The following is a 15094-nucleotide window of genomic DNA, read 5'->3' as shown; positions in this document are numbered from 1 at the left end:
CTCCGCCCCCGCGGCGCCGCGGCCGGGGGGCCCCCCCCCCCCCCCCCCCCCCCCCCCCGGCCCCCCCCCCCCCCCCCCCCCCCGCAAGATCCGCGAACGAGCCGCTGGTGGGTGCTGTTGCCTCCTGAAGGTGGCCCTGCATCCGCTCGAGCGGAGGCATCATCACTTTCGGGATGCAGGAGCTGGGCCGTCACGCCTGCTCCGACGGTGTGGCGCGCGCGACCGGGGCCTGACCATCGAACCCGGTCAGCGCGGGTGTGGAATGGGCGGGTGGCGCAACGGTGGGTGGCAACGGACTTCGGCGGGCTGGACGTGTTCAGGCTGGTGGAGGTCGAGGTGCCCCCGCCGGGGCCGGGCGAGGTCACGATCGAGGTTCGCGCGGCGGGCATGAACCCGGCCGACTACAAGCACGTGGCGTCGGGAACGGACCGCAGCCTGCTGCCCGTCCCCGTCGGGTACGAGGTGTCCGGGGTCCTGACCGCGATCGGTCCCGATACCGAGATCGCCTCGGGCGGCGGTGCGGTGGGGGACGCTGTCCTGGCCTTCCGCGTCTCCGGCGGCTACGCCACCGCGCTCACGGTCCCGGCCAAGGACGTCTTTGCCCTGCCCGAACGGTTGAGCTTCGCCGAGGGCGCGAACCTGTTGCTCGCCGCCGCGACGGCTGCGGAGATGCTGCAGGTCGTCGATGCCGCGGCGGGGGAGACGGTCCTCCTGCACGGCGCGTCCGGGGCGGTCGGGGTCAGCGTGCTGCAGCAGGCCGGTCTGCTCGGCATCCGCGTCGTCGGTACCGCCAGCGAGGAACGCCTCGACGAGGTCCGGTGGTTCGACGGCATACCCGTTCGCTACGGCGCGGGCCTGACCGACCGGGTCCGGGCGCTCGCGCCCGACGGCGTCGCCGCAGCCCTGGACGCCGTCGGCACCGACGAGGCGATCGACGTCTCGCTCGAGCTGGTCGACGACCCGCAGCGCATCGTCAGCATCGCCGCCTTCGGTCGGGCCGCGGCCGAGGGCTACCAGGTCATCGGCGGCGCGATGCCGGCCAGCAAGGCCTACCGCGACGCCGCCCGGGTACGACTGATCACCCTTGCTGGCACCGGAGCACTGGTCGTCCCCATCGCCCGTACCTTCCCCTTCGACCAGGCCCGCCGAGCCCTGGAGCTGCTGAGCGGCGGCCATCCCGGCGGGAAGCTGGCCCTGGTGCCCTGAGGCGCCTGTCCGCTCGAGCCCCTGTCCAGCCCCCTCGCCGAGGAGCTTCCGTGACGATCGAAACCGAGATCTTCCCCGACGCCGATTCCCTCGGCCGGCGTGCGGCCGAGCTCGTGGCCGAAGGTATCGCCGAGGCGGCGGAAGCGGGCCGGCCCTTCCTGCTCGGCTGCCCCGGCGGCCGTAGCGCCTCCTCGACCTACCGCGCTCTCGCCCTGCTCGTGGCGGCCCGGAAGCTCGACCTCAGCCACGTCGCGGTCGTGATGATGGACGACTACCTCGTCCCCGGCCCGGACGGCTCGCTGGTCCACGAGGACGCGGCGGCGCTGCACTCCTGTGTCCGGTTCGGGGTGGAGGAGATCATCCGGCCGCTGGCCGAGGCGGCCGGGCAGGGGATCGGCACGCCGGAGCTCTGGGTCCCGGACCCGGCCGAGCCGGAGGCCTACGACGACCGGATCGCCGCCGCGGGTGGCATCGACCTCTTCCTGCTGGCCTCCGGGGCCGGGGACGGGCACGTCGCCTTCAACGGCCCGGGCTCGCCCGCCGACAGCCCGACCCGAATCGTCGAGCTGCCGGAGCAGACCCGGCGCGACAACCTCGCGACCTTCCCCTCCTTCGACGGACGGCTGGACCGGGTGCCGCGGCACGGCGTCACCGTGGGGATCGACACGATCGTCCGGCACTCCGCGTCGGCGATCATGCTGGTGCACGGCGCCGACAAGGGCCTGGCCGCCCGGCACCTCCTGGCCGCGGACGGCTACGACCCGGCCTGGCCCGCGACCGTCGTCGCCGTCTGCGCCCGTCCCCGGCTGTTCCTCGACGAGGTTGCCCTCGCCGCGGCTCGTGCGATGACTGCGACCACCCCGTCAGCTCCCTGATCTCCAACCCAGCAAAGGATCCGTACGGATGGCCAAGATCAAACTCGCCTACCTGGGCGGTGGCTCCTCCCGGGCCGCCGGCACCATGGCCTCGTTCATCGACCACGGGGAGGAGTTCGCCGGGTCTGAGGTCGTGCTCATCGACCAGCGGCCCGACGAGCTCGAGATCGTCCGGACCCTGGCCGAGAAGATGGCGCGTTCCGAGGGCATCGACCTGACCGTGACCGCGACCACCGACCGGCGGGCCGGCCTCGAGGGCGTGGACGCGGTGCTCAGCAGCTTCCGGCCCGGTGACTTCGAGATGCGGCTGCAGGACGAGCTGATCCCGATGCGGCACGGCGTCATCGGCCAGGAGACCCAGGGTCCCGGCGGCTTCATGATGTCGCTCCGCTCGGTCCAGGTCTTCCAGGGCCTCGTCGCCGACCTGGCGGCGGTGGCCCCGGACGCGCGGATCTTCAACTACACCAACCCGGTGAACATCGTCTCCCAGGCCGTCGAGGACTACACCGACGTCCCGATCTACTCGATGTGCGAGGGGCCGATGATCTTCTGGCCCTCGGTCGTCCGCACCGCCGGGCTGGACCCGGCGCGGGCGCACGTCGTGATGGCCGGGGTCAACCACAACTGCTGGTCGACCACCCACCTCTACGACGGCGAGGACCTCATGCCGCTGCTGGAACAGGGCTGGGGGCGGGTGCGCGACGACCCGACCGTCGACGTCTGGGCCAAGCGGATGCTGCACCTGGCTGTGGCCATGCGGTCCATCCCGGCCGACTACTTCCGCTACTACTACTTCGGCGAGGAGGTCTTCCGCGAAGCCCAGGCCAAGCGCCTCACCCGGGCCGGGGTGATCCTGGAGAACGTGGCCGGCTACTGGGAGCACTACCGCGACCAAGCCGCGACCGACCACCCGGTGCTCGACCCCGCCCGCTCCCGGGGCGGCATCCACGAGCTGGAGCTGGCGATCGACGTGATGAGTGCCTACTACAACGACGCCCCGGCCGAGCTGCCCGTCAACCTGCGCAACACCGGCGGCGCGCTGCCGGGCTTCGACGAGGACACCGTGGTGGAGGTGTGGTGCACCGTCGACGGCACGGGTGCGCACCCGATCGAGCAACGGCCGCTGCCGCACGCCGTTCGCGGCCTCACCCAGCAGCTGGCCGAGTACCAGCGGCTGGCCGCCCTGGCAGCCTGGGAGGGCGGCCGGGCCGACGCGGTCCGGGCTCTGGTGGCACACCCGTTCGTCCCCACGCTCGCGGTGGCCGAGGAGCTGTACGACGACCTGGCGCACGCCAACGCGGCGTACCTGCCGGAGCGCCTGCTGCGGTGAGCCGCTACTTCCTCGGAATCGACGCCGGCAACTCCAAGACCGTCGCCCTGCTCGCCGACGAGACCGGTGAGATCCTCGGCCGCGGGCGGGGCGGCGTGGGCGACATCTACGGCACCGCCACCGAGGAGCTCGCCGTCGACGCCGTAGTCGCGGCGGCGGAGGCCGCCCTGGCCGACGCCGGCGTCTCCGCCGAGAGGGTGAGCGCCGCGGCCCTGCGGCTGGCCGGCGTCGACTGGGCCGAGGACGAGCGCTACTGGGAGGACGCCGCCGCCCGCCGGCTGCCGGGCCTGCGCCAGGTGAGCATTCGCAACGACGGCTTCGCCCTGCTGCGCTGCGGCACCGTCTCGGGGGTCGGCGTCGCCGTCACCGCGGGCACCGGCCCGGCCGTGGCGGCGCGGGGCCACGACGGCCAGGAGTACTGCGCGTCCTGGTGGATCCAGCACGCCCTCGGCGGCCTCGGTCTCGGCGAGGCCGCGTTCCGGGCCGTCGTCGACGCCGAGATCGGCCTCAGACCGCCGACCCTGCTGCGGGCGGAGCTGCTGACCCTCTACGGCCACCACGACGTCGCCGACCTGCTGTACGCCTTCACCCGCCGCGGCTCCGCGCGGTCCGGACGGGACTACGCCGCCGCCGCGCGGTCGGTGCTGCGGGCGGCGTCGGCCTCGGACGCGGTGGCCCTCGAGATGGTCCGGTCGGCGTCGAGCACCTTCGCCGGGCTCGCTCGCGTCGCCGCGGAGCGGACCGGTCTGGTCTCAAGAGCACACCCGGCGACTGAGCCGGTGCCGGTCGTGCTGGGCGGATCGCTCCTCACCTCGGAGCTCCCCGCCTACCGCGAGGCCCTGGTCAAGGACCTCCGGCGCGAGCTCGGTGCGGTCCGGGTCGCCGCGACCGCCGCCTCGCCGGTGGCCGGAGCTCTGCTGGACGCGCTGGCCGAGGGCGGGGTCGAGCTGGACCAGGAGCGGCACGACCGGGTGCTCACCACGTCGCACCCGGCGGACTTCCTGCTCACCTGAGCGGCCCAGCCGGCCGCGCAGAGCCGTGGGTGTGACGGTCGTGTACCGACTCGAAGTCGTTCGCCGTCCTCGTGGAAAGCGGTCACCCCGCGATGGTCGACTCTGATATACCTGGCCGACATCAGCGATGCGGAGGTGGTGGCGTGCAGGCGGCAGAGGCCGACCTCGAGGCCGACCCCAGGGTCGCCGAGGTGGTGGCGGCGGCGCGAGCGGCGGACGTCCGGCTCGTCCGCTTCGAGTACTGCGACGTCAGCGGCGTCGCCCACGCCAAGGCGATCCATGTGGACCAGCTGGCCCACAAGATGGTCGAGGGCGTCGGTCTGACCCGGGCGCAGATGGCGCTCAACCTGCTGGAGCAGGTCGTCCCGATCGAGGGCATGGAGCCGGTCGGGGAGATCCGCCTGGTGCCGGATCCGACGACGTTCACGGTCCTGCCGTGGTCGCCCGGCAGTGCGAGCGTGCTGTGCGACCAGCTCGACCACGACCGGACCGACTGGGGCGCCTGCCCGCGTTCCTTCCTGCGCCGGGTGGTCGACCGCGCCGCGGCGATGGGCATCACCGTCCAGGCGACGTTCGAGAACGAGTACTACCTCGGTACCGAGATCGACGGCCGCTTCGAACCGGTCGACGCCCCGACGCACGCCCCGGTCTACAGCGCCATCGGCCATGACCATCTGGACGGGCTGATGCTCGAGACCGTCGATGCCCTGACTGCGCAGGGCATCGTCGTCGAGCAGTGCATCAACGAGTACGGTCCCGGCCAACGGGAGATCTCGGTCCGGCACACCGATGCGCTGGGGGCCGCCGACCAGCAGCTCAAGTTCCGCGACACCGTCCGGGGCGTCGCGTCCCGGCACGGCATCCTCGCCTCGTTCGCCGCCAAGCCCTACCCGGACGAGATCGGCAGCGGCGCGCACATCCACTTCAGCCTCTGGGGCCGCGCTGGCGAGGGCGGGCGCAGCCTGCTCTACGACCCGGCCGTCCCGGGCGGACTGTCCCCGCTCGGCCGGCACTTCATCGCCGGGGTCGCCGAGCACCTGCCCGCCCTGACCGCCCTGACCGTGCCCAGCTACAACTCCTTCCGACGTCTGGTTCCCAGCGCGTGGGCGTCCAGCACGACCGCGTGGGGCTACGACAACCGGGAGGCGGCGCTGCGGATCGCGTCGCCCTTCTACCGGCGGGAGGAGGCCAGCTACAACATCGAGTACAAGGTCTCCGACCCCAGCGCCAACCCCTACCTCTCCCTCGGAGCCCTGATCAGCTGCGGGCTGGACGGCATCCAGCGCGGCCTCGAACCGGGAGAGCCCAGCCGACGCGACCCCGCGAGGCTCTCCCCGGAGGAGCGCGAGCGGGGCAAGGTGCGCGACCTGCCGTCCTCGATGGCCGAAGCCCTGGACCTGCTCGAGGCCGACGCCGTCCTGGTGGACGCGCTGGGGCCGCTACTCTCCCGCTGCTACCTCGCCGTCCGACGCTCCGAGCACGCCGCCTTCGCGGCCGCGGACGTCGACTTCGAGATCCGCCACCACTACTACCGGTTCTGAGGGAGCACGATGGGCGTGGACCTGAGCGACGTGCGCGTGGTGGACAACCACTGCCACTCCGTCGAGCGGTCCCAGCACGACGACGTCACGTCCTGGCGGTCCTACTTCACGGAGTCACCAGACGCCCACGTCCGGGCCGTCGACGTGGCGAGCACCGCGTGCTACCAGCGGCTGACCACCGCGATGGCGGGCTTCCACGGCGTCGACCGCGCGGAGGAGTCGGTGCTGGCCGCCCGTTCCGCCGTCGGCGTGTCCGAGCTGGCCGGCCGGCTGTGGACCGACGCCCGGCTCGACGCGCTGGTGGTCGACACCGGCTTCCCCGATCCGGCGATCGCGTTGAGCGTCCCCGAGCTCGCGGTGGCCGGCGGGTGCCGGGCCGTCTCGCTGCTGCGGCTGGAGCCGGCGTTCGAGGCGCTGATCCTCAGGGCGCAGAGCTACGACGAGCTGCTCGACCTCACCCGGGACACGGTCAGCGACGTGCGCGCCGCCGGCTGGTCGGGCTTCAAGTCGGTGGTCGGCTACCGCACCGGGCTCGCGGTGGACCGCTGGGACGTCGCCGACGCTCGGGCCTCGTACGCCGCCGCGCGGACCGAGGTCGAGGCGGGCGGTCGCGTCCGGCTGGGGCACAAGCCGCTGCTCGACACCTTGCTGCACGTGGCGTTCGCGGCGGCCGCGGCGCAGGAGCTACCCCTGCAGTTCCACGTGGGCTACGGCGACCCGGACGCCGACCTGCGGCAGGCCAACCCGTTGCAGCTGCGGGCTCTGTTCGAGGAACCCGCCTACCGCGGCATGCCGGTGGTGATGCTGCACAACTGCTGGCCGTTCGTCCGGGAGGGCGCCTACCTGGCGGCGGTTTACGGCAACGCCTGGCTCGACCTCTCCTACGGCATCCCGTTCCTGTCCCGCGGCGAGCTGCGGCAGGTCAGCCGCGCCGCGCTCGGTGCCGCCCCGGCCAGCCGGCTGATGTACAGCTCCGACGGTGCCCGGGTCCCGGAGCTGCACTGGCTCAGCGCCCACGACGGGCGCCGGCTGCTCGGCGAGGCGCTCGACGAGCTGGTCGCCGACGGCGACCTGACCGCGGACCAGGCTCAGACGGCGGGTGAGCGCGTGCTGCGGGACAACGCCTGGTCGCTCTACGGCATCGATGCCGCTCCGCGGCCCCGGTGACCGAAGCCAGGAGGAGATGCTGATGTGTCGGTTGCTCGGTGTGGTCTCGCGCACCCCCGTGACGGTGGACGCGCTGCTCGGGAACGGCCGGGAGGACTTCTTCGCCCTGGCCCGCAGGCACGGTGACGGCTGGGGTCACGCCTGGAGCACGGGTGCGCACGACCTCCAGCTGCGCCGCGACCCGAGCTCGGCTCTGACCAGCGCCGAGCTGGCGGGCCTCACACGGGACGAGCCGGCCCTCGCCTCGCTCACCCACCTGCGCTGGGCGACGCTGAGCCTGGCCGTGGGACCGGAGAACACCCACCCGTTCACCGACGGCACGGTCGCGTTCGCGCACAACGGGTCGGTCAAACCGCCCTCGGCGCTGGACGAGCTGGTGGCCCCCGAGCTGGCACCGCACCGCCAGGGGACCACGGACAGCGAGCGGTACTTCCTCGCGCTGCGGTCCCGGATGCGGCACGAGGAGCCGGGCACTGCGCTGGTGCGGACCGTCGAGGCCATCGTGCGGACGGGGGCCGTCGTCAACAGCCTGAATGCGTTGCTGCTCACCCCGACCCACCTCTACGCCGCCTGCTCCTACGACCCGGGGTCCGACGACGACCCGGACTACTACCCGCTGCTGCACCGCCGGGTCGAGGACCGTGTCGTGGTCACGTCCACCGGCTGGGCGGACCGCTCCGGGTGGGACACCCTCGGCAACGGGCAGATGCTGGTGGTCGAACGCGGCACGCTGCACACCTCGGTGGTCCCGTTGGCCACCCCGGTGGAGCTCGACGTGGCGGTCGCCGGGTGAGGTCGGTCGCGTGACGACGTCGCCGCGGGCGAGCGACCGGGCGTACGAGGAACTGCTGGCGATGATCCTCGACCTGCGTCTGCCGCCGGGGACGATGGTCAACGAGGCGCAGCTGGCCCACGACATCGGCTTCGGCCGGATGCCCGTCCGGGAGGCGATCGCCCGGCTGGCCACGGACCGCTTCATCACCGTCATCCCGCGGCGCGGCACCTTCGTGACGCCGGTCGGGCTCGAGGACGTGCTCGAGATGTTCGAGGCCCGCGAGGCGATCGAGTGCGGTGTCGCCTACATCGCGGCGCGACGGGCGACCGAGGCGGACCTCGTCGAGCTGCGCGGCCTCGTGGCGGCCGCCGACCAGGCGCGTTCGGGTGACCAGTCCGAGGCCTACCTCGGGGACGACCACGCCATCCACGCCTTCCTGGTGGGCATGGCCAGCAACGGCCTCTTGCAGGACGCCGCCGAACGGCTGCTCCAGCACAACCTGCGGTTCTGGCGCTCCTACTGGGCCACCCGTCCCACCCAGCACTCGAGCATGCTGTCCCACGCCGCGCTGCTGGCGGCGCTCGAGGCGCGGGACCCCGAGGCCGCCGAACAGGCCATGCGCGAGCACATCGCCGCCTCCCGCGAGCTGCTGCAGGACGTCTTCGGGCGCTGACCGCTGACGGAGGCTCCGGGGATGGCGTTCTGGGCTCGGCAACGCCCCGGATCGGTATCCAGGGAGCATCGGTGGGCGGCGCTCACCGTCCTGGGGTCACCACGTCCAGTCCTGCCGCCTGCGCCGCAGCGCTGAGGCGGTGGTCGTAGGCGACGAACGCCGAGAGGCCGTCCGCGACGGCGAGAGCGCTGGCGAGATGGACCGCGTCCAGGCTTCGCAGCCGGTCGTCGCCCACCTCCCCGGCCTGTTCGACCACCGCACCCGTCAGCGGGACGAGTTCGAGGCCGGCCAGCAGGCCCCTGGCCGAGGCGACCCGCGCGGGGTCGACCCGCCGGATGGCCCGTACCACCTCGACCTTGGCCAGCTCGCTGCTCACGCTGGGAACCTGGCTCCGTTCGCTGAGCCAGGTGCGCAGCGCGACGCTCTCCTGCTCACGGACCAGCAGCTTCAGCAGGGCCGACGAGTCGAGGTAGATCACCGCTCCCCGCGGAGGTCGTCGAGGAGCTCCTCGGTGGTCACGTCGGCGTCCACCAGATCCGGCAGGACGAGCCGTCCGGTGCCGGGCAGCAGTCGTCCCTCGGCGACCAGGCGGTCACGCGCGGAGCGGGCCGGATCGGGGGGCACCAGCAGGGCGACCAGCCGGCCCCGCTCTGTCACCTCGACGGTCTCCCCGGCCTTGACGCTGGCCAGGTAGCGACTCGCGTGCTGGCGCAGATCCCGGACGCCGATGCGTTGCATGACCAGAGAGTAGCACCGGAAGTGCTACGCCGGTTCTGTCTCCTTCGCCGGCGCATCGCGATCGACCTCCCCGCTCAGAGCCAGCTGTCGCGCAGCGCCCGGAGCACGTTGGCTCCGAGGACCAGACGAATGTCCTCGTCGGACCAGCCGTGCTGGACCAGCCAGCCGGTGAGGTTGGCGAAGTTCTCGGTGGGGTTCTCCAGCCCGTCCACGTACGGCACCCGCTCGTGCGGCGGCGCGCCGGCGGTGGCGCCACCCATCAGGTTCGCGAACACCGTGTGCAGGCCGACGTGGTCGCCGTAGAGGGTGTCCGGCCCGAAGGCCAGGTGCTCGACACCGACCAGCTCGGCCACCTACAGCGCGTGGTCCATCACCGAGTGGATCGAGTGCCGCGGGTGGGAGGTCGAGACGGTGGTGTGCGGGGCGGCGGAGATGCCGATGACTCCGCCGCTGCCGGCGACGGCCCGGAGCACCTCGTCCGGCATCATCCGCGGGATGTCCCAGACCGCCCGGGCGCCGCCGTGCGTCAGCAGCACCGGCCGGTCGCTGACCGCGCAGACGTCCAGCGCGGTCTGCGGGGAGGAGTGCGAGACGTCGATGGCCAGGCCGACCTGGTTCATCCGCCGCACGGCCCGGCGGCCGAACGCCGTCAGCCCGCCGTCCCGGGCCTCCGCCAGGCCGCTGCCCAGGGCGTTGGCGTCGGAGTAGGCGATGCCGACCTGGCGTAGCCCCAAGCCGTGCAGCACGTCCAGGCGGTCGAGCTCGTTGTCGATCGGCGTCGCCGCCTCGAGCCCCAGCACGAGGCCGACCCGGCCCTCGGCGTGCACGCGCGCGATGTCGGCGACGTCGCGGACCACTACCACCTGGCTCTGGTGAGCGAGGTCGGCCTGACGCATCCCGAGGTCGATGACCACGTCGTCCCAGCGCCACGGCGCCTGCCCGGTGACGCAGGCCGTCCCGTCCATCAGGTTGTCGAACACGACCGTCATCCCCGACGCGGCCAGGCCCGCGTACGCGGTGTGCTGACGGCCGGTCCGGTTGTAGGCCGGGGTGTCCGCCATGTCCGCGGGGAAGCGGACCGGGTGGTCGTGCAGGCTGATCACCAGGCTCTCGCGCAGCAGCCCGTCGGCCCGCTGCTGCTCGGCGACCGTCAGGCCGCCCGCGTACGGCGGCACCCGGCCGAGCTCGGGAGCGAGGGGGAACGGGAGCGTCAGCGGCGGGTCGAGGTAGGAGTACGCCTCGTAGTGGTCAGAAAATGCCGTGGCCGCCGTCGATCGCGATCGTCTGGCCGGTCACCCAGGAGGAGCCCTCGGCGGTGAAGAACCTGACACCGTTGGCGATGTCGGCGGGCGTCCCCAGCCGGCGGACGGCGATGCCCGCGACGAGCGCCGCCTGGCCCTCGTCCCCGTAGCTCTCCCACTGGCGCTGAGTGGTCGGGTTGGAGAGGACGAAGCCCGGGGCGATGCAGTTGACGGTGATCCCGAACCGGCCGAGCTCGTGCGCGGTCTGGCGGGTCAGGCCGATCTGGCCGGCCTTGGCGCTGGCGTAGGCCTGGATGCCGGTCAGGCTGACGCTGCGGCCGGCGCCCGAGGAGATGTTGACGATCCGGCCCCAGCCGGCGGCTTTCATGCCTGGGACGACGGCCCGCGTGCACACGAAAGTGCTGGTCAGGTTGGCGTCGACCACCGCCCGCCAGTCCGCGTCCGAGACCTCCTCGAGCGGCCGGCCCGTCTGGCCGGCCACGCCGCCGGCGTTGTTGACCAGCACGTCGACCGGTCCCACCCGGGCCACGAACGCCCCCACCGCGGTGGCGTCGGTGACGTCGAGGGGTTTCACGCCCGGCCCGGCCAGCCGGTCGACGCCGTGCACGGACGCGCCCTGCTCGGCCAGCATGGCCGCGATGGCCGCCCCGATGCCGTGCGCCGTCCCGGTGACCAGCGCCACCTTGCCCGCGAGGCCGGTCACGCCAACACTCGTTCGACGGTGGCGGCCACGGCCAGCAGCTCGGCGTCGGCGCCGCGTCGGCCGGCGAGCTGGATCCCCACGGGCAGCCCGTCCGACTCGCCCCAGGGCAACGTGACCGCCGGCTGGCCGGTGAGGTTGGCCGACATGGTGAACAGGCCCTCGACCTCGCCTTCCGCGGAGTCGATCACCGGGGTGCGGACCGGGGCGACGAACGGCACCACCGGTCCGAGAAGGGCATCGACGCCGGCCATCAGCGCGTCGGCCGCCGCCACCAGGGCCTCCCGCTGGGTCAGCGCGGCCCGGTAGGCGACCTCGTCGACCTCGGACCCAAGCCTCAGCAGGCGGTCGGTGTCGGGTCCGAACCAGGTCGGGTCCGACGAGGCGAGCTCGCCGTGGACCTGCCAGGCCTCGTACAGGATGATCGCCCCGAAGGTCGGGTGGAGCGCGTGGAGCGGCGCCGCGTCCACGTCCGCCACCGTGACCCCGGCCGACACCAGGCCGTCGACCGCCGCGAGCACCGCGGCCCGGACGCCCGGCTGCACCCGCGGGTCGTCCAGCTCGGCCCGCAGCACCCCGATCCGCAGGCTCGCCGCCGACCTGTCCGGAGCCGTGCCGATCTGGCCGACCACCCGCAGCACCGAGGCGGCCGTGGCCACATCGGTCGCCAGCACCCCGACGTGGTCCAGGGACGGCGACAGGGCGGTGACGCCGTCCACCGGCACCAGGCCGAAGCTCGGCTTGATGCCGACGCAGCCCACGTAGGCGGCGGGCACCCGGATCGAGCCGCCGGTGTCGGTCCCGAGGGCGGCCGGGCAGACGCCGACGGCGACCAGGGCCGCCGATCCGCCGCTGGAACCACCGGCGGTCCGGGACGGGTTGGCCGGCAGCCGCGCCTCGGGCAGGTCCGGGTGCGGGGCGCCCGCGGCGTACTCGAGCAGGCTCGACGTCGCGAACACGTCGGCCGCCGCCGCCCGGAGCCGAGCCACCACCGGGGCATCGGCCAGGGCGGGCGGTCCGGCCATCGCGCGCGGGTTGCCGTTGCCGCGGGTCACGCCGGCCACGTCGATCATGTCCTTGACCGCGACCGCGACTCCGAGCAGCGGCCCCGCCGCCACCCGGGCCGGTGCGGGCAGGGCCCGGGCCACCGCGTGCAGCGGCCGACCCAGCCGTTCCAGCCGCTCGTAGGCGGCCAGCAGGTCCAGGTTCGCGCCCTCGCACCGCCGCTCGCCGCGCTCGATCGCCCGGACCATGTCCACGACGTGGCCGGTCAGCGGCCCGTCGAGGGTCGCGAGGTCGTCCACCTCGGTCTTGCGGTGCCGGACGGCGAGGTCGCGGTAGACCCCCGTCCGGCTCTTGGCGCTGGCCCGGTTGAAGGTGACCAGCCGGTCGAGCGAGCCCTCGAGGTCGTCCGGGTCGAAGCCGTCGAACGGCTCGGGCCGGACCCCGCGCACCACCGCCTGGGTGAGCACCTCGCGACCCAGCCCCAGCATCAGCGGGCGGTAACCGGGGTGGCCGAGGGCGTCGGCGATGGTCAGGTCGGAGACGGCGGTGGCGAACAGCATCGCCCCGTAGGCCTCCTTGCTCCACAGGTAGCCGGCGATGTTGTCGGTCGCCTCGGCCCAGGGCAGCTCGGCCGCGAGCGCGCGCACCCGTTCGCTCACCCGACCGTCCGGCTCGCCGACGCGGACTGTCGCCACGTTGCCTTGCAGTACCACGCCCGGCTCCAGCAGGTCGGCTCCGAGGTTGACGAAGCCGACGACCACCCGCTCCGGGCCCACCACCGCAGACAGGGTGTCACTGGTCATCCCGTTCTGCAGCGAGAGCACGTAGCCGCCCGGCTCCAGCCGGTCGCGCAGCAACTCGACTGCGGCTGCGGTGTGGTGGGACTTCACGGCCACCACGGCCCGGCCGATCCTGCTCGGCAGGTCGGCCGGCAGCACCGCACGTACGGGCACCGAGAACTCCTCGACCGGGCCCACGATCCGCAGCCCATCGGAGTTCAGGGCCGCGACGTGGGCGGGGTCGACGTCGCAGAGCAGCACCTCCTGGCCGTCCCGCACCAGGCGGGCCGCGAAGGTCCCGCCGATGGCGCCGGCCCCGATGATCACGGTGTCCACGGCTGCAGCATGGCACCCGCCGCCGACGGTTCTCACGGTCCTTCGACGGCGACACAGACCTGTAACGCCCCCGTGATCATCTCCTGAGATATCAGGTTTACGTTGGGCCCAGATGTGCTCACCCCTGCCTCGGAGGATCCTCTTGCGCAAGCCTCTCGTTGTCGCCGCCGCGTCTCTGCTTCTGGTCGCGGCTGCCTGCAGCAACAACGGCTCGACCCCCACCAGCACCGGTAGCGGGGGTTCCGGGGGCAACCTCGTGATCGTCCGTGCGCAGGACTCGGTGTCCATGGACAACACGATGGTGTTCAGCAACGCGTCGATCTGGGTCTTCCAGCAGATGTTCGAGTCCCTGTACGAGGTGACCCCGGACGGCAAGGGGGTGCAGCCGCTGCTGGCCGAGAGCAACACCGTCTCCAAGGACAAATTGACCTGGACCTTCAAGCTCAAGCGGGGCGTCAAGTTCTCGACCGGCGCGGACATGACGTCGGCCGACGTCAAGTTCTCCCTCGACAAGGCTCGCGCCACCAAGGGCGGCTGGGAGTTCCTGGACGTCGCGATCAAGTCGGTGAGCGCGCCCGACCCCTCGACGGTCGTGATCAAGACCAAGTACTCCTGGGCACCGCTGCTGGCCGACCTGGCCAACTTCAGCAACGCGATCGTGCCGAAGGACTACGGCGGCAAGAGTCACGACGACTTCTACAAGGCGCCCGTCGGCACCGGACCGTTCCTCTGGGACCACTGGACCAAGGGCAGCGAGATCGAGCTGAAGAAGAACCCGACCTACTGGGACACCGGCAAGCCGTCCCTGGACAGCGTGACCTGGAAGGTCGTCCCGGACGACAACTCCCGCAACGTGCAGGTGCAGGGCGGTCAGGCCCAGATCAACGAGAACCCACCGTTCTCCAGCGTCGAGCAGCTGAAGGGCCAGCCGGGCGTCGGCGTCACGCTGTTCCCCAGCACCAAGACCGACTACATCCTGATGAACGAGAACAAGAAGCCCTACGACGACGTCCACGTGCGGCGCGCGATCTCCTACGCACTCGACCGCGAGTCGATGGTGAAGACGCTGCTGTTCGGCAACGGCACGCCGGCCAACTCGTTCCTGATGCCCAACGTGCCCTTCTATGACGCGGCGACGCCGGGGCTCACGTACGACATGGCGAAGGCCAAGGAGGAGCTGGCCAAGTCCTCGGTGCCGAACGGTTTCACCACCACCTTCCTCGCCAACTCCGGTGACACCACCGACCAGGCCATCGCCCAGATCCTCCAGTCCTCGCTCAAGGAGCTGGGGATCACGGTCAAGATCCAGAACGTCGACCCGAGTGCCGCGCACGACCTGCAGGACCAGCAGAAGTACGAGATCAGCCATTCCTACTGGACGATGGACATCGCCGATCCCGATGAGCTCGTCACCTTCGCCGTCGACCCGGGCGCCGGCAGCAAGTCCTTCTACACCAGCTACAACAACCCTGAGGTGATCGCCGACACCAAGAAGGCCGAGCAGACCTTCGACGAGGCGGGACGGCAGAAGCTCTACAGCGCCATCCAGAAGCAGGCGGCCGACGACGCGTTCCTGGGCTTCCTCTTCTACTCCCCGTTCAGCTACTCCTTCAGCACCAAGGTGAGCGGGTTCCAGGTCTACCCGACCGGGAACTACCACCTCGAGGACGTGAAGCTCGCCTCGTGATCCGTGG

At 72.3% G+C, this 15094-nt stretch carries 13 protein-coding genes and 1 pseudogene; 9 read left to right on the top strand and 5 right to left on the bottom strand.

Translation table 11 applies throughout. The features are described from left to right. Positions 1–270 precede the first annotated feature (270 nt). The 8 genes from ACFE7W_RS15850 (at position 271) to ACFE7W_RS15815 (ending at position 8580) form a co-directional block, all read left to right on the top strand. Positions 271–1206: a zinc-binding alcohol dehydrogenase family protein gene (locus ACFE7W_RS15850; RefSeq protein WP_375425781.1), complete on the top strand. Its 936-nt coding sequence runs from the start codon at positions 271–273 to the stop codon at positions 1204–1206. Positions 1207–1256: 50 nt separating this feature from the next. Beyond that, entirely contained in the window at positions 1257–2081 is an 825-nt protein-coding gene (locus ACFE7W_RS15845) for a 6-phosphogluconolactonase (protein WP_375425780.1), read from the top strand. Positions 2082–2109: 28 nt separating this feature from the next. Further along, positions 2110–3411: a glycoside hydrolase gene (locus ACFE7W_RS15840; protein ID WP_375425779.1), complete on the top strand. Its 1302-nt coding sequence runs from the start codon at positions 2110–2112 to the stop codon at positions 3409–3411. Beyond that, entirely contained in the window at positions 3408–4424 is a 1017-nt protein-coding gene (locus ACFE7W_RS15835; protein WP_375425778.1) for an N-acetylglucosamine kinase, read from the top strand. The genes ACFE7W_RS15840 and ACFE7W_RS15835 overlap by 4 nt, the downstream gene beginning before the upstream one ends. Positions 4425–4567: 143 nt before the next feature. Next, a complete protein-coding gene (locus tag ACFE7W_RS15830) occupies positions 4568–5965 on the top strand; it encodes a glutamine synthetase family protein (protein WP_375425777.1) in 1398 nt (465 codons plus the stop codon). Positions 5966–5974: 9 nt separating this feature from the next. Then, positions 5975–7132, top strand: coding sequence for an amidohydrolase family protein (locus ACFE7W_RS15825; protein ID WP_375425776.1), 1158 nt, complete (start codon positions 5975–5977; stop codon positions 7130–7132). A gap of 22 nt (positions 7133–7154) precedes the next feature. Further along, positions 7155–7925: a class II glutamine amidotransferase gene (locus ACFE7W_RS15820; RefSeq protein WP_375425775.1), complete on the top strand. Its 771-nt coding sequence runs from the start codon at positions 7155–7157 to the stop codon at positions 7923–7925. 10 nt (positions 7926–7935) lie between these two features. After that, positions 7936–8580, top strand: a complete 645-nt coding sequence (locus tag ACFE7W_RS15815) for a GntR family transcriptional regulator (RefSeq protein ID WP_375425774.1) — start codon at positions 7936–7938, stop codon at positions 8578–8580. Between the two features lie 82 nt (positions 8581–8662). Here the strand turns inward: ACFE7W_RS15815 and ACFE7W_RS15810 are convergent, their stop codons facing one another. The 5 genes and pseudogenes from ACFE7W_RS15810 to ACFE7W_RS15790 form a co-directional block, all read right to left on the bottom strand. Next, positions 8663–9058 (bottom strand): type II toxin-antitoxin system VapC family toxin, encoded by a 396-nt coding sequence (locus ACFE7W_RS15810; protein ID WP_375425773.1) that lies wholly within the window; start codon positions 9056–9058, stop codon positions 8663–8665. Next, complete coding sequence (locus tag ACFE7W_RS15805) at positions 9055–9318, bottom strand: type II toxin-antitoxin system Phd/YefM family antitoxin (RefSeq protein WP_375425772.1); 264 nt, start codon at positions 9316–9318, stop codon at positions 9055–9057. The genes ACFE7W_RS15810 and ACFE7W_RS15805 overlap by 4 nt, the downstream gene beginning before the upstream one ends. A gap of 74 nt (positions 9319–9392) precedes the next feature. Next, positions 9393–10421: pseudogene (locus tag ACFE7W_RS15800) on the bottom strand (dipeptidase). A gap of 145 nt (positions 10422–10566) precedes the next feature. Then, positions 10567–11283 (bottom strand): SDR family NAD(P)-dependent oxidoreductase, encoded by a 717-nt coding sequence (locus ACFE7W_RS15795; RefSeq protein ID WP_375425771.1) that lies wholly within the window; start codon positions 11281–11283, stop codon positions 10567–10569. Next, a complete protein-coding gene (locus ACFE7W_RS15790) occupies positions 11280–13400 on the bottom strand; it encodes an amidase family protein (protein WP_375425770.1) in 2121 nt (706 codons plus the stop codon). The genes ACFE7W_RS15795 and ACFE7W_RS15790 overlap by 4 nt, the downstream gene beginning before the upstream one ends. 142 nt (positions 13401–13542) lie before the next feature. On the opposite strand from ACFE7W_RS15790, the gene ACFE7W_RS15785 reads away from it, so the two are divergent. Further along, a complete protein-coding gene (locus ACFE7W_RS15785; RefSeq protein ID WP_375425769.1) occupies positions 13543–15087 on the top strand; it encodes an ABC transporter substrate-binding protein in 1545 nt (514 codons plus the stop codon). The last annotated feature ends 7 nt before the right edge of the window (positions 15088–15094 follow it).

The organism is uncultured Friedmanniella sp. (genome assembly GCF_964244285.1).
In the GTDB taxonomy this organism is placed as follows: Bacteria; Actinomycetota; Actinomycetes; order Propionibacteriales; family Propionibacteriaceae; genus Microlunatus.
Note: the sequence above shows the minus strand (reverse complement) of the source record. Positions and strands in the feature narration are given on the sequence as shown.

Coding starts and splice junctions, on each gene's coding strand:
- ACFE7W_RS15825 (WP_375425776.1), top strand. CDS start 5,975: ATGGGCGTGGACCTGAGCGACGTGCGCGTGGTGGACAACCACTGCCAC.
- ACFE7W_RS15805 (WP_375425772.1), bottom strand. CDS start 9,318: ATGCAACGCATCGGCGTCCGGGATCTGCGCCAGCACGCGAGTCGCTAC.
- ACFE7W_RS15820 (WP_375425775.1), top strand. CDS start 7,155: ATGTGTCGGTTGCTCGGTGTGGTCTCGCGCACCCCCGTGACGGTGGAC.
- ACFE7W_RS15840 (WP_375425779.1), top strand. CDS start 2,110: ATGGCCAAGATCAAACTCGCCTACCTGGGCGGTGGCTCCTCCCGGGCC.